At 43.4% G+C, this 14428-nt stretch carries 12 protein-coding genes; 3 read left to right on the top strand and 9 right to left on the bottom strand.

Features of this window, described 5'->3' with window-relative positions; translation table 11 throughout:
• Positions 1–82: 82 nt before the first annotated feature.
• The 4 genes from ACXHJ2_RS24430 to ACXHJ2_RS24415 all read right to left on the bottom strand — a co-directional run bounded on the left by ACXHJ2_RS24430 (position 83) and on the right by ACXHJ2_RS24415 (position 3906).
• Positions 83–793, bottom strand: coding sequence for an SDR family oxidoreductase (locus ACXHJ2_RS24430; RefSeq protein WP_142612689.1), 711 nt, complete (start codon positions 791–793; stop codon positions 83–85).
• Between the two features lie 21 nt (positions 794–814).
• Positions 815–1375 carry an NAD(P)H-dependent oxidoreductase gene (locus tag ACXHJ2_RS24425; RefSeq protein WP_165082177.1) on the bottom strand — a complete coding sequence of 187 codons (561 nt, stop codon included), beginning with the start codon at positions 1373–1375 and terminating at the stop codon, positions 815–817.
• A gap of 80 nt (positions 1376–1455) precedes the next feature.
• A complete protein-coding gene (locus ACXHJ2_RS24420) occupies positions 1456–2034 on the bottom strand; it encodes a TetR/AcrR family transcriptional regulator (protein WP_137079558.1) in 579 nt (192 codons plus the stop codon).
• A gap of 372 nt (positions 2035–2406) precedes the next feature.
• On the bottom strand, positions 2407–3906 hold the full coding sequence (locus ACXHJ2_RS24415) for a malate:quinone oxidoreductase (RefSeq protein ID WP_165082179.1): 1500 nt from the start codon (positions 3904–3906) through the stop codon (positions 2407–2409).
• A gap of 623 nt (positions 3907–4529) precedes the next feature.
• On the opposite strand from ACXHJ2_RS24415, the gene ACXHJ2_RS24410 reads away from it, so the two are divergent.
• Entirely contained in the window at positions 4530–4808 is a 279-nt protein-coding gene (locus ACXHJ2_RS24410; protein WP_457874405.1) for a hypothetical protein, read from the top strand.
• A 35-nt stretch (positions 4809–4843) separates the two neighbouring features.
• Here the strand turns inward: ACXHJ2_RS24410 and ACXHJ2_RS24405 are convergent, their stop codons facing one another.
• The 5 genes from ACXHJ2_RS24405 to ACXHJ2_RS24385 form a co-directional block, all read right to left on the bottom strand.
• Complete coding sequence (locus ACXHJ2_RS24405) at positions 4844–6418, bottom strand: sigma-70 family RNA polymerase sigma factor (RefSeq protein ID WP_165082183.1); 1575 nt, start codon at positions 6416–6418, stop codon at positions 4844–4846.
• A gap of 155 nt (positions 6419–6573) precedes the next feature.
• Positions 6574–6819 (bottom strand): P-loop NTPase family protein, encoded by a 246-nt coding sequence (locus ACXHJ2_RS24400; RefSeq protein ID WP_238791071.1) that lies wholly within the window; start codon positions 6817–6819, stop codon positions 6574–6576.
• Between the two features lie 172 nt (positions 6820–6991).
• On the bottom strand, positions 6992–8416 hold the full coding sequence (gene araA, locus ACXHJ2_RS24395) for an L-arabinose isomerase (protein ID WP_165082185.1): 1425 nt from the start codon (positions 8414–8416) through the stop codon (positions 6992–6994).
• A gap of 41 nt (positions 8417–8457) precedes the next feature.
• Positions 8458–9153, bottom strand: a complete 696-nt coding sequence (locus tag ACXHJ2_RS24390; RefSeq protein ID WP_165082187.1) for an L-ribulose-5-phosphate 4-epimerase — start codon at positions 9151–9153, stop codon at positions 8458–8460.
• Position 9154: 1 nt separating this feature from the next.
• Entirely contained in the window at positions 9155–10768 is a 1614-nt protein-coding gene (locus tag ACXHJ2_RS24385) for a xylulokinase (protein ID WP_165082189.1), read from the bottom strand.
• A gap of 289 nt (positions 10769–11057) precedes the next feature.
• On the opposite strand from ACXHJ2_RS24385, the gene ACXHJ2_RS24380 reads away from it, so the two are divergent.
• Positions 11058–12146 carry a GntR family transcriptional regulator gene (locus ACXHJ2_RS24380; protein WP_013373855.1) on the top strand — a complete coding sequence of 363 codons (1089 nt, stop codon included), beginning with the start codon at positions 11058–11060 and terminating at the stop codon, positions 12144–12146.
• Between the two features lie 166 nt (positions 12147–12312).
• Positions 12313–14307, top strand: coding sequence for a serine hydrolase (locus tag ACXHJ2_RS24375; RefSeq protein ID WP_165082191.1), 1995 nt, complete (start codon positions 12313–12315; stop codon positions 14305–14307).
• The last annotated feature ends 121 nt before the right edge of the window (positions 14308–14428 follow it).

The following is a 14428-nucleotide window of genomic DNA, read 5'->3' as shown; positions in this document are numbered from 1 at the left end:
AATCAGTCTGCACTCACCATACACGAATTGATAATTGCTGTTACGATGTCATATAAATCTTTTTCTTTCAATACATAAAGCTTTACCACGGAAGCTGATCATCCATGTAATAGAATCCGCCTGTTGGACCCTCTTCCGGCAGGGTTGCCAGTCGGACCGCCGTTTTTGCTCCATCCTCCACCGACAGCTCCGCCTTTTCCCCACCCATTTGTGTTTTGACTAAGCCGGGGTGTACGGAATTGACCTTCAGATGTGTCCCGCTATTTTTTTGCGCCCAGTAGGCCGTCAGCATATTCAAAGCTGCTTTAGATGCCGCATAAGCCGGGGTAGCAAGACGCTGCACCCGTTCATTGGTCAACTGGAACTGAATCGAGCCTATAGCGCTGCTTTGGTTGACTATTCTGCCTGCTTTGCTCTTTAGCAGTAACGGCAACAGTGCTTCTGTAATCAAATAGGGTGCGAACGTGTTCACCTCAAAAGTATCTCTGAAAGCATCCCCGTCATAACCCGCTTTTTCTGCCAAAATGCCCGCATTGTTGACCAATATGTCCAGCCGTCCGTAAGTATCTTCGATGAATTGGGCCAATTCTGCGATATGTGCAGAATTCGTCACCTCGAGCTTCACGCCGACTGCCTGAATGCCTTCTTGCAACAACCCGGCGGCTGCTTCATCTGCTGCTGTTTTGGTACGTGCAGCGACTAATACCGTTATACCTTGCTGCCCCAGTTGTCTAGCAACCTCCAGTCCGATTCCTTTGCTTGCTCCGGTAATTAATGCGATTTTATTTGTCACGATTCATTTCCTCCTCGATTTTTATTTATTGATTGTGATCAAATCAGATGTTTGGACATGACGCACGGTCGCCAGATGCTGGACATATGCAGCCTGGCTCGCGGTAATCTGCTCATCCGTCACATGGTTCGCATTATGGATAGCAAAAGGCGGCAGATAGTGGGCACTCACATAGTTGGCCAGCGCCTCCATCGGCTTCGCGATGTCCCGAATCGTGAACAGGTTGTAGCCGCCGGGCTGATACGAGGCTGCAGTTCCTGCCGTCGAGATGGCGATGCCAATTTCCTTGCCCTTCAAGTGCTCCCCGCCGGGTCCAAAAGCCCATCCGAAAGTCAGCACTTCATCAAACCACTGCTTCAATAATGGCGGCGTACTATACCAATAGAGCGGGTACTGGAAAATGATTCGATCATGGCTGTCCAACAAAGCTTGTTCACGGCTGACATTAATCTGCTGGTCAGGATAGGCTTCATACAGCACATGTACGGTCGTTTCAGGCTGCTGCCTCATGATTTCCGTCCAGGCTCGATTCATTCGGGAACTTTGCAAATCTGGATGTGCAACAATGATTAATGTTTTCATACTAACTCTCCTTTGTTATTTCAAAGTTTATGAGAACGATCGTTCTAAAACCATAAAAAAAATTTGTCTTCGGTTATCGTCTATGTCTCTAAAATGCGTAGATTTAACTCAGCTATCCGTTGCAGCTTTTCTTTCGGAACGGAAGTCCGCACCATAACCCTGAGCCCCGCTAAGGCATTTTGCAGATACTCAGCCAACTCCTTCACTTCGTACTGTTGTGTAAACTCGCCGTTTTGCTGTCCCCACGTTACGATTTCTGCAAGCATTTTCTCCGATTTTGCAAAGGCCTTCGTCGCTATCTCGTCAATGTCCTCATCCCGAATCGCTAATTCAACAGCCGAATTCACGAACATGCAGCCGGGCGGTACGTCCTCTTCACCGTTAATGATGGAGTCAAAAATGAACTGAAGTGCCTGCTTAGCCGTCCGAGATTGCTTGATGCCTACTGCCCACCTACCGTTAATACGCTCTCCGAATCGGTCCATCACTTTGAGGAACAAGGTATGCTTGTCGGTAAAGGTATCATAGATACTTCTTCGATGAATCCCCATATGTTCGACAAGATCATTCATCGAGGTTTTCTCATACCCTTGCTCCCAGAACAGCTTCATCGCCTTTTCCAGAACAACGTTTTCTTCAAATTCTTTGCTTCTGGCCATTCTATCTACCCCCTGACCACTTAGAATATGTCTGGATTAAATGGATCGACCTTTTGGAAACGATCGTTCTACATTGGTCATCGCATATGTTTTTCTTCTCTGTCTGGCTTTATCCTAACATATTGGGAACGATCGGTAAAGAATTATTTGTTTTTCCCTTTATAACCCGTTCCATAATTACTGCAGTCACTATAGCAGACACCGATAAACACAGAAGCATTACAAAGTTTTGCACTCGTAAACAATCATTTTAGCGGTGGGGAGCTTCCCACCGCTTGCGTTGTCGCTTATACGACTTGAATACGTATCGTAAGATTACTGTGTATTTTATTAAAAATATTTGGATGGTCGAATTTACTAGCCATGTAAAAATTAACGATGCAGCGGTTCTTTTTCGCCCAGACCCAGCACTTCTGTTGTGGTATTATAAATTTCTTGGTAAAGCTCTGGGTTTTCCGCTAGTGACATCCCATAAGAAGGGATCATCTCTTTTATTTTTGGTTCCCACTCTTCCATATGCTGTGGGAAGCATTTCTCTAATACCTCCAGCATAACGTGAACAGCAGTAGAGGCACCCGGAGAAGCTCCAAGCAATGCAGCCACCGAGCCGTCAGCGGAACTAACCACTTCCGTACCAAATTGAAGAGTTCCTTTACCGCCCTCCGTATCTTTGATCACCTGCACACGTTGGCCTGCTACCACGATCCCCCAGTCCTCGATTTTGGCGTTGGGAATAAACTCGCGTAGTTCCTCCAAACGCTTTTCATTCGATAACATCACTTGCTGGATCAGGTATTTGGTCAATGCCATCTCTTTTGCCCCTGCCGCCAACATCGTAATGAGGTTATTGGGTTTTACGGAACCAATCAGGTCCAAGTTTGAACCCGTTTTCAAGAACTTTGGTGAGAAGCCGGCAAATGGTCCAAACAGCAGTGCTTTTTGGTTACCGATGTATCTTGTATCCAGATGCGGGACAGACATGGGAGGAGCACCAACCTTCGCTTTACCGTATACTTTTGCATGATGTTGGGCGACCACTTTAGGATTGTTACATACCATAAATAGTCCACTTACCGGGAATCCCCCGATATATTTGGACTCAGGAATGCCGGTTCTTTGCAGTAAAGGTAGACTTCCGCCACCACCACCGATAAAAACGAATTTGGCAGTATGATATTCGATTTTTCCGTTATCCAGATTATGCACTTTGACTCTCCACGAGCCGTCGCTCGCACGTTTAATATCCTTTACACTATGCTTGTATTTAATCTCGACATTTTTGCTTTTTAAATGGTCAAACAACATGCGTGTTAAAGCACCAAAGTTGACATCTGTTCCAGAGTCGATTTTGGTTGCCGCAATTGGTTCATTCAATGTACGACCTTCCATAATCAGCGGAATCCATTCCTTTAGCTTTTCAGGGTCATCGGAAAATTCCATGCCTTGAAACAGGGAAACACTTGAAAGCGCTTTAAAGCGCTTTTTTAAAAAAGATACGTTTTTTTCACCCATTACCAAACTCATATGGGGTATTGGCCTGATAAAGTCCTGTGGATTACGAATCAAATTACTGTTGACAAGAAAAGACCAAAACTGTCTTGAGAGCTGAAACTGTTCGTTGATATTAACCGCTTTACGAATATCTACAGATCCGTCTGATTTTTCGGATGTGTAGTTCAGCTCGCACAGTGCAGCATGACCCGTGCCTGCATTATTCCATTCGTTAGAGCTTTCTTCTCCTGCACTTGCCAGTTTCTCAAACACTTTAATTTCCCATTCCGGTGCTAACTCTTTCAGCAATGATCCCAGAGTCGCGCTCATGACCCCGGCACCAATTAAGATAACGTCTGTATTTTTCTGAATACTATTCATAAAAACCTTCCTTATCTCTTATATTTGCAAAAAAGAGCAGGCCCTCCTGCTTAACTGACTCAAGAAGCAAGGCTCCACTCAGGAACATACCTTTTCTATCTCCATTATAACTTAAATATAATCATTTAAAAATTATATCTACTTTTATCTGATAATTATAAATCATTTCTGCTAAAAAGTGAGAATTTTCTTCGCGAAAATAAGAATTGAACTCAGTTTTTTTATAAGAAACCTAGCTGTTTTTGTTACTCCCGTGGATTACAGCTTCCCAATAATTAAATCAACAGTTTATGTATATGAATAACCAGGAATTGTTATGTGGGATTTCAAGAATTAACACGTGATTCATCTAGGACCCGTACGCCAACTGTACAATGCGTAGAAATCAAGTAAAATAAGGGACAGGTGGCGAAGATACCCCATGACCTGGACTATTTTTGAAACATTTTCTTTTTGTCAGGTAGAACGGCTTCCGGACTGAAATGCTAAAGAAGCAGAATCCGCAATGATTCTGCCATCCTTGTAGGAATGGAGACTAGAGTGCTATGAGGAGAATAGTAGTTAGTGGAAATACGTATTTGTGGAATTATAGAACGGTCAGAGATATTTACTGTAGATCCAAGTTGACTATTATTTCTGAAAATAAAGATATAAAATTTATAATTCTGTTTACTACTAAAGATACAATTGTCACTGGTAGCCCTTTGAATGAGGGATTACGGGTGATGAAAGAGGGTAAACAATATTCTATTAATCTTAACCAACCTAAGTATGTTGCTGAAGTGTTGCAATATATACTTGGTATGGAGTTAGATGTGACAGTAAAGAAAGTGCATGAGCTAAATGGTAATGAATTGTTGGTTAGTATGGGGTATCAGGATGTGGCTGGGCTTTTGATATAAACTAAGCCCGCTCCACATCCAGAACCTGCTGTCATTTACAATAAGGTGTCCGTATACACCAACTGCTTTCTCCCTGAATCCCAGCGCCATGGCAAATCACCTTGCAGCCACAGACCACCGTACCACTCGTCTATTCCCTTCATCTTCACCCAGTCATGTGCTCCCGCCGCTGTATTCCTCCCTACCTTCGTTAAGGCAATAACACATTGGTCAAAGGAAGACGTTAATTTCTTTTGATTATCAGGAAATGAATGTGGCCCTTGAACCTCTAATAGTGCATGTGGTCGTTCCGACATACTCCTTAAACGATACCAAAATTCCAAATCACCCATTCCTAGATCACCTATTCGGTTTCCGATCTGCTTAAACAACTCTTGTGGAGTATTTACTCCTTGCTGGATGAGTTCCAGAGTTGTCTGCTCTACGATACCCAGCCCATTGATGGTGGAAGGTAGACGAGATAGGTGCAGTTCAAGTGCCGCATGAGCAAAAGGCAGCGCAGATGTGTCTTCATGCAAAATATCAATATGCCGCGTTATATCCGGGGAGGCATATGCTTCCCAGATTCTTTTGCCCGTCTCAAGCTCCTGCTGACCGATCTGCTGCCACGTGCCTGACAATTTTTCTAGTTGCTCTGTTGTAAGCTGTCCCAGGCCCCTAAACGGATCAATACCTGGGTAGTTGCCAATACACAGCAAGCTTAGTTTGGTTTGACCTAAGGTCTGCGTCGAAAACCAGTACAGCAAGTAGCTTAGCATAAGCTGGTCGAACAAATCGTGCTCGAACCATAGCACGACTTCGTCATACTTATGAAAGTTATGCAGAACCTGCTCCTGAGTCTTGCAATTGGACACATAGTCTTCCCCTGGGATACCGAGAGTTTTCTCTAAATATTCCACTCTAGCTGCTCTCGATGAGTGCTCACTCATTTCAAGGGAAACTGGACCTACCGGATACACTTCTCTCCAGACCAAGATATCTCCACGAATGTTCCCTTTCCTCAGCTTGTCACCGACATGATCTCCGTTAACTATATGTAGCACTGACTCTCCTCCTTCATAAATATCGTTAAACATGGATACAAAGTCGGTGACAAGTAGCGAAGCTCTCAGCTTATTGCGGGCATCAAACAACCGTTTTTTCAGCACGGATGGAGATACGCTTAGATAGCTTGATATTTCACCGATCGAATACCCCTGAAAATAGTATAGCTGAACTGCCAGTTTTAACTTGTTAGATAAACCCTCGACGGATTGATGGAGCTTTTGATGCCATTCCCTTCTCTCTGCGATGAGTTCCACATCATATTTCTCTACATCCATTACTATAGTTTCGTCCAACGGCATCATCGTGGGCTTCTTGCGGCGCAGAAGACGATGACATTGACGGTCGACAATGATCTTGAACCATCCAGGGAACGCCTCTGCCTCCTGTAATTTATGGAGATTGGCAAAAGCCTCAGCGAACGCCTCCTGAACTGTATCCTCTACCAGACTCCAGTCCCCCAACCTCGTATATGCTACTGAAAAAGCCATCCCACTGAAATGCTGCACGATCTGCTTCCAAGCATTTTGATCGCCTAGCCGAGCTTCCTCAATCCAACACTGCACCTCTTGCACCTCCTCTGTATGCAAATTCTATATATAAGTGCCGGTATTGCTGCAAATGGTTACTTTGTTCGATTGAAGTTGTGAAAAACCTATAGCAAGTTTAGAGCCATCCCTTATAGGATGGCCCTCTCTAATTAAACGATCGTTTCCCGTAATTATAAATACTTCATCATGATGTTTGAAACGGTCTGTTGTTGATTTTCCCAGTCACAACTGGAGTTATCCAGTATAAAGGATTGAAAAGGAAGTTGCTCAATAATGCGCAATTCTAGCTCACGTCGATGCTCAAGGAACTGAATATATCCTTCATATCCGTGCAGCCCTTTATTCTTTCCATAATTATGCTCTGTATGGTACCAAATCACAAAATCCAGCCACTCTGGAGACCTCATCGTTTTCACTCGCTCAATCGTCTCACGGATGTGAGGTTGCCTTCAACGATAACCAATTTCGTTTCCGTAGCTGGTAAATTCGCCATAGTATCACATCCTTATGAATTAAAAATCCTCTGAGAAACAATAAAAAGCATTGGGTCTTGAGGACTGACCCAATGCTTTTATCGATGAACTATAATTATTTAATTATTACGTATTCCAGGTTAACCAGTTTTGCATAAGTAACAATTTGGTCTGTGGTTAGATTCAAGGAAACCACGGTATGGTGACCGCCACCGTTCTCAATCCATGCTTTAACTCCATCTTGGAAGTTTGGCTTCACGTTCCACAGTACACGAGCCACTGGAAGTTTTGGAGCAGGAACTGTTGGTTCAAATGCAGTAACCTCATTGATCAGCAGTTTATAATGGGTGCCAAAGTCAGCCATGGAAACAACTACACCGTCTCCTGCCTTACCGTCAAATACCAGACGGGCTGGATCTTCACGATCGCCGATACCTAACGGAGACACGATGATTTTAGGCTTGTTGCTTGCCAACGTTGGGTCAACTTCAAGCATATGGGATTGAAGGATCGATTCCTGACCAGCTGCTAATTCATAGGTGTAGTCTTCCATAAAGCCAGTGGATTGGTTATGGCTCATGACTTTAAGCAAGCGATCGAGCGCTGCAGTCTTCCAGTCGCCTTCACCAGCAAATCCGTATCCTTGTGCCATCAGACGTTGAACGGCAAGACCAGGAAGCTGTTTCATACCATAAAGGTCTTCAAAGTTCGTAGTGAAGGCAGTATAGCCGCCATCATCCAGGAATCGCTTAATAGCAATTTCATAGCTTGCTTGCACTTTTACGCTGGATTCCCAAGCTTCCTTGCTATAAGTACCATAATCAAATTCATAGAGTTCGGAGTATTCCGCGAACAAAGCATCAATTTCTTCTTCCTTCACAGCATTGACGTACTGAACAAGGTCGCCAATTCCGAAATAGTCAACGGTCCATCCAAATTGAATTTGGGCTTCAACCTTATCACCTTCCGTAACACCAACGTTACGCATGTTGTCGCCGAAGCGGGCAACTTTGATATTGAAGCTTTCATTATAAGCAACCGCTACATCCATCCACTCTGCGATTTGCTTTTGCACTTCTGCGCGTTCCCAGTAACCTACAACCACTTTATTCTGTTTCTTCAAGCGGGCGTTGATAAATCCATATTCACGGTCACCATGAGCTGCCTGATTGAGATTCATGAAGTCCATATCAATCGTAGCCCAAGGAATGCTTTCATTATACTGTGTAGCCAAATGAAGCAGCGGCTTTTGCAGCAATTTAGTACCACGAATCCACATTTTTGCAGGTGAGAAGGTATGCATCCACGTGATGACACCAGCAACCTCGTCGCGATAGTTGACTTCTTTCATAAGGCTGGTGATTTTGTCTGCACTAACCGCCAGATCCTGCAATACTAGCGGATAAGGCAGAACGCCGCTTCTATTTAGGGCATCGGTCATTTCTTGTGCGTGTGCTTTGACTTCTGCTAATGCTTCTTCTCCATACAGATGTTGTGAACCTACGACAAACCAGAACTGTTTTGTACCTACTGTCGACATAACATTCATCCTCTTTTCTTCGTTTGTTAGTTTAGTTGGTCTCATTTTTGTCCGTAGTAAGCGTCTTTCCCATGTTTGCGCAAATAGTGTTTATCTAGAATACGCTGCGGCAATTCTTCAGCAAAATGATTCAATTCCCGTGCGAATAAGTTCATTTTCGAAACTTCTTCCAACACGACACTATTCATAACTGCGGATTTCGCATCTTTCCCCCAAGTGAAGGGAGCGTGACCCTTAAGCAGGACACCTGGCACTGCTAAAATATCCAGCCCGCGCTGCTCAAAAGTTTCGATGATGACACGGCCGGTTTCGGCTTCATAGCCACGATCAATCTCCTCTTGTGTCAGGAAACGAGCACAGGGAACAGAACCATAGAAGGTGTCTGCATGAGTAGTCCCCATTACAGGTACATCCAGGCCTGCTTGAGCCCAAATCGTCGCCCAAGTCGAATGCGTATGCACAATACCGCCGATCTCTGCGTAGTGCTTGTAAAGTACGGCATGAGTCGGTGTATCCGATGAAGGTCTCATCTCTCCTTCAACAACATTGCCTTCAAAATCAACAACTACCATATCGCTAGGTTTCATCGTGTCATAACTAACACCACTCGGTTTGATAACGAATAAGCTACGCTCACGATCAACCGCGCTTACGTTACCCCAGGTGTATTTCACGAGTCCATGTTTAGGCAAATCCAGATTGGCTTGAAATACTTCTTCTTTCAGCTGCTCTAACACGTCAATTCCTCCAGTTTTCCACTAGATTATCTACTGCAGCCTGCTCAATCGCCAGGCCTTGTGTGTAGCGTTCTAGGAATGTTTCGAATCCCTTAACATCGGAACCGTTGGGATGAATTTCTTGTCCCTCAACATCTCTGAATACTTTTTGGTCGAGGAAGTCTTCCAGACTTTCTTGCTGATCCTTGTTCATCATGTAAGAAGCCAGAATAGCCATACCCCACGCTCCGCCTTCTCCAGCTGTTGCCATCACGGATACCGGAACATCCATAGCTGCCGCGACAATTTTTTGTCCAACGATAGGGGTTTTGAATAAACCACCGTGGGCCAGAATGCTGTCAATTGCGACATTTTCTTTCTTCGTCAAAATATCCATCCCGATTTTCAAAGCAGCAAACGCAGTGAACAGATGAGTGCGCATGAAATTGGCCAAATTGAAACGGCTCTCAGGAGAACGGACAAACAATGGCCGGCCTTTCTCTATTCCGGTGATGTTTTCTCCTGACAAATAGCCGTAGCTAAGTAAGCCGCCGCCATCTGGATCTGCTTCCAGGGCCTTGTTCAGCAACACGCTGAATAATTGATTCGGATCTGCCTTTTGCCCCATGGCCTCATAGAATTCACGGAACAAGCCCAGCCAAGCATTGAGATCACTTGAGCAGTTGTTGGCATGAACCATTCCGACTGGATTACCATTCGGTGTGGTCACCAGATCAATCTCCGGATATACCGCTGAAAGGTCCTTCTCTAATACAATCATCGCAAAAACCGAGGTTCCCACAGACACGTTGCCAGTACGTTTTCTCACACTATTCGTAGCGACCATTCCTGTTCCCGCATCACCTTCTGGAGGACAAAGCGGAATACCTGGTTGTAAATCGCCAGATTTATCTAAGATTTTGGCTCCCGCTGCGGTTAGTACACCTGCCTGCTCGCCCGAGATATGAACTTTAGGAATAATGTCTTGTAATTTCCAATCGTAGCCTTTGGCTGCAATGAGTTCATCAAACTGCTTAACCATCGACTCGTTATAATCATGTGTAGTCTCATCAATAGGGAAAATACCCGAAGCGTCTCCGATACCAATTGCTTTGTTGCCAGTCAGCAGCCAGTGGATATATCCAGCCAACGTCGTCATAAAATCAATATGAGGAACGTGTTGTTCTTCGTTCAATATCGCTTGATACAAGTGAGCAATACTCCATCGCTCAGGAATGTTGAATTGGAATTTATCAGTTAAAGCTTTTGCTGCAGCCCCGGTTGTCGCATTCCGCCAAGTCCGGAACGGAACAAGCAACTCACCCTTGCTGTCAAAAGCCATATATCCGTGCATCATTGCAGAGAATCCTATAGAACCAACCGTATGAAGGGTGACTCCATATTTTTGTTCAACCTCTTGTTTCATTTCACTATAAGCCTCTTGCAGACCCGTAATGATAGTCTCTAAGTTGTACGTCCAATATCCGTCTACCAAGAGGTTTTCCCACTCATAGCTTCCAGATGCGATTGTTTCAAAACGATGATCAATCAGCACTGCCTTGATACGTGTGGATCCAAATTCGATACCAAGTGAGGTTTCTCCCTTAGTAATCGCTTGTTTAATGTCTTGATCCATGCTCACGTTACTCCTCTCTCTGAACAACTGTTATAACTGCAATAATGAAAGAAGGCGCTTTCTTTTGTTTACAGCCTTAGTATATTTTTTGTGCGTACATTTGTCAACACGAAAACATAGTTATGCCTACAAATAGTATGATGAACCGAGTATTTTTCTATTTTATCTTTAGTATTTATACAGATAGGACAATAGATTATAATAAACTCATAATTATGCTAGAATATGTACATACAAATATTATGGATGCATCAATTAGTATTAGAACAACTTGGAAAGAAGGAATAAAGTGAAACCAAAGTATCAGGTTATCCTTGAGGATATAAAAAGCAACATTCTTTCAGGAGCATACAGCGTAGGAGAACAAATTCCAACGGAATTGGCTTTGCAGGATAAGTATAAAGTTAGTCGCCAGACGGTTCGCAAGGCTATTTTAGAACTATCCAACGAGGGTTTTTTAAGAAGTGAAAAGGGATCTGGCACCTATGTCAGCAACCAATTCCGATCAAAAACCGGTGGGAATTCCAGTAATAAAACCATTGGAGTCATCACGACTTACATCTCTGATTACATCTTCCCCTCTATTATTCGCGGGATTGAAGCCAGATTAAATGAAGATAATTATTCATTACTATTAGCGAGCACCAATAATGATGTCGCACAGGAAAAGAAAGCTTTGGAGATGATGTTGTCCTTTGGTGTAGACGGTTTGATCATTGAGCCTACAAAGAGCAATCTATATAATCCCAATATCGCTTACTACCTGACGTTCAAGGAACAGGATGTTCCATTCATCATGATTAATGCTTATTATGAAGAGTTGGAAGTGCCCTTCTTTTGTCTTGATGACGTACAGTCCAGCTATCTGGCAACCAAAGAATTGATCGCTAACGGACACACACAGATTGGCATCATTGCCAAAATGGACGATTTACAAGGAAAGTATCGAATGAAGGGCTATATCAAAGCGCTTGGAGAAGCCAAATTACGGTTTCACCCAGAGCAAGTGCTCTCATTCTATACAGAGACAAAGCAGGACCTATCCACCAACTTGAAGAAATTCCTGACCGAACAAAGGGACGATTTAACCGCAATTGTCTGCTATAACGACGAGGTCGGATTAGAAGTTGTACATGTATGCAGACAACTTGGAATATCCGTTCCCGAAGATTTGTCCATTATTGGTCAAGATAATTCCTATATTTCCAAAAATGCGAACATCAAACTCACGACATTGACACACCCACAGGAACAAATGGGCCGTGATGCCGCCGATTGGGTAATTAAGAAACTGCAAGGGAAAAAGGATCTAAGCAACAACACCTATTACCAGCCCGTGTTAATCGAAGGAGAGACAGTAAAGAAGAAACTGAATTGAAGGGGTTCATAGCCCCTTTAAACCTAGTGCCTAATTGTCATATGACACTTTGGAGTGATTTGGTATGGTGGGTGACGAAATGTAACTTGTTGGTATGACAAATCCTTTGCCATACTGGGTTTTGCCGGACAATAAGGCAAAAATACATTTCAAGGAGAAACCATTCATGGAAAAAATGATTTACACCATTCTCGCGGTTCTACTATTATCTACTACGATAACTACCGCATGTATGGCACCCAACGGCGCGTCAGTTGCCGCACCCGTTAACATACCAGTTGCATCTGAAAAGGCTAGCTTGGAGGGGCCGCGAGATGCCAAGGAACTAGAGGCTTTTGCAGATGGTGTTTTTGCGGACAAGATGAAAAAGTTTAATACCGTGGGTTCTAATTTTGTGGTCGTCGCAGGTGGGAAAGTGATACTAAGCAAAGGTTACGGGTATGCCGACAAAGGCAAAAAAATCCCTGTTGATAAAAATACCGTTTTTCAAATCGGCTCTGTTACAAAGTCATTCACTGCATTGGCAGCTATGCAGTTGGTTGATAAAGGAAAAATGGATTTAAAACACGATATCCAAGAGTATTTAGGAGGAATAAAGATTCCGAATAAAACAGGAAAAAAACTGACGATGTTTGATCTACTTACATATTCAAGTGGATTTGATGAACCAGATATTCTCATGGAGATGCATCCAGAATACGCGGACAAATATTTTCCAATGAAGAAGTACATTGCATCAAATATGCCAACTGTGGTCAGGCCTCCAGGAGAAGCGTACACTTATGACAATTTTGGTTTCATGCTAGCGGGATATGCAGTAGCAAACGTAACGGGTATGTCATATTCCAAATATATGGAAAAGAATATTTTCAAACCGTTAGGCATGAATTCGACGAGTGTGCGGTTTACACCCCAATTGTTAAGCAGAATGGCTGCTCACTATGGACCAACAGGTGAACTGATTCCCTTGGACGGGTTTAAACCAACGGAAAAACCTGAAGGCGGTATCGTCTCAACCGCAGATGACATGGCAAAGTACCTCATTATGCACCTGAACAAAGGCAAGTACAAAGGTAAAGAAGTGGTGAGTCCAAAGAGCATAGAGCAAATGCACACATACCAATTATTCCCTGACAAGGAGTTCCCGGTTACAACAATTGGATTCGAAGGCTACTTCAAAGAGAAGATGAATAATCAGCATGTGATTCTAAAAGGAGGGAATGTTACAGGGCATTCTTCCTTGATTGTTATTCTGCCCGAGAAGAATACAGCGATGTACATGTCCTACAATAACGACTCCATGATGAGTCTTGACGTATATGAAGAATTTATGAATCATTATTATCCGAGAAAATCAGAGGTTCCAAAGTCAACCTACGCGACATTAAGTAAGCAGCAGGCCCAAGACTACGTGGGATTATACCAAAACACGCGTATCGCTGCCTTAAGGACGAAGGTTTCGTATTCGGACGGGAAACTAATAATGGAGACAGGAACATCAGGCAAACATACACTAAAAATGATCCACCCTTTATTATTTGAAGATGAATCAGGTAATAAATTGACGTTTAATAAAAATGAAGCAGGCCATATTGCATATTTGTATTACATGCAGCTCCCAGACCTCGTTGCTTATGCGCAAAAAGTAAACATTGATTCACCATTTTCTGATGTACCTGCGGATAGTAAATATATTTCATATATAAACAACCTTAATGCTTTGGAAGTCATGAGCGGAAAGTCAGCCAACCTCTTCGATCCGAAAGGAACGATGACTCAGGGAGAATTCTCAGAAGTGCTACTGCGCGCCCACGGGTGGTATAAACAACCTTTCATGATTGAACCGAATAAGAAGCAGATGATGGCCGGACTACGTAATTATCAGCCTAATTCTCCTATCACTAGACAAATGGCGGCGGTAATGATCCAGAACCTGAAACAGGTTGAGCCTGGAATTAAGGTTAAATTGAGTGGCGAAACGGATGCTTGGGCAGTTAAAGCAGTCACAGCTTTGGTTTCCCAAGGTATCATGGACCCGAATACCAAGATCAATGTAGACGGCTCCATAGACTTCCGCTCCAAACAGCTTTTGAAGCGTCAAGAAGCCAGTGCCTTGTTGGATCAAGCATTTAATTACTATACGTTGCCAATCAGTCACTAATTCAAAAGATTAAATAGAAAAAGTAAAATAATACTCCTAATATACAAAAACGCTACTGACAACGGAACATCAGTAGCGTTTTACATTTTTCGGATTCCTCGTAAATCCGATTTCGTAATGT

Source organism: Paenibacillus sp. ALE3 (genome assembly GCF_054113405.1).
Note: the sequence above shows the minus strand (reverse complement) of the source record. Positions and strands in the feature narration are given on the sequence as shown.

What these genes read in the sequence shown, in the direction of transcription:
- ACXHJ2_RS24385 (WP_165082189.1), bottom strand. Translation starts at nt 10,768, where the DNA reads ATGGATCAAGACATTAAACAAGCGATTACTAAGGGAGAAACCTCACTT.
- ACXHJ2_RS24420 (WP_137079558.1), bottom strand. Translation starts at nt 2,034, where the DNA reads ATGGCCAGAAGCAAAGAATTTGAAGAAAACGTTGTTCTGGAAAAGGCG.
- ACXHJ2_RS24425 (WP_165082177.1), bottom strand. Translation starts at nt 1,375, where the DNA reads ATGAAAACATTAATCATTGTTGCACATCCAGATTTGCAAAGTTCCCGA.
- ACXHJ2_RS24375 (WP_165082191.1), top strand. Translation starts at nt 12,313, where the DNA reads ATGGAAAAAATGATTTACACCATTCTCGCGGTTCTACTATTATCTACT.
- ACXHJ2_RS24415 (WP_165082179.1), bottom strand. Translation starts at nt 3,906, where the DNA reads ATGAATAGTATTCAGAAAAATACAGACGTTATCTTAATTGGTGCCGGG.
- araA (WP_165082185.1), bottom strand. Translation starts at nt 8,416, where the DNA reads ATGTCGACAGTAGGTACAAAACAGTTCTGGTTTGTCGTAGGTTCACAA.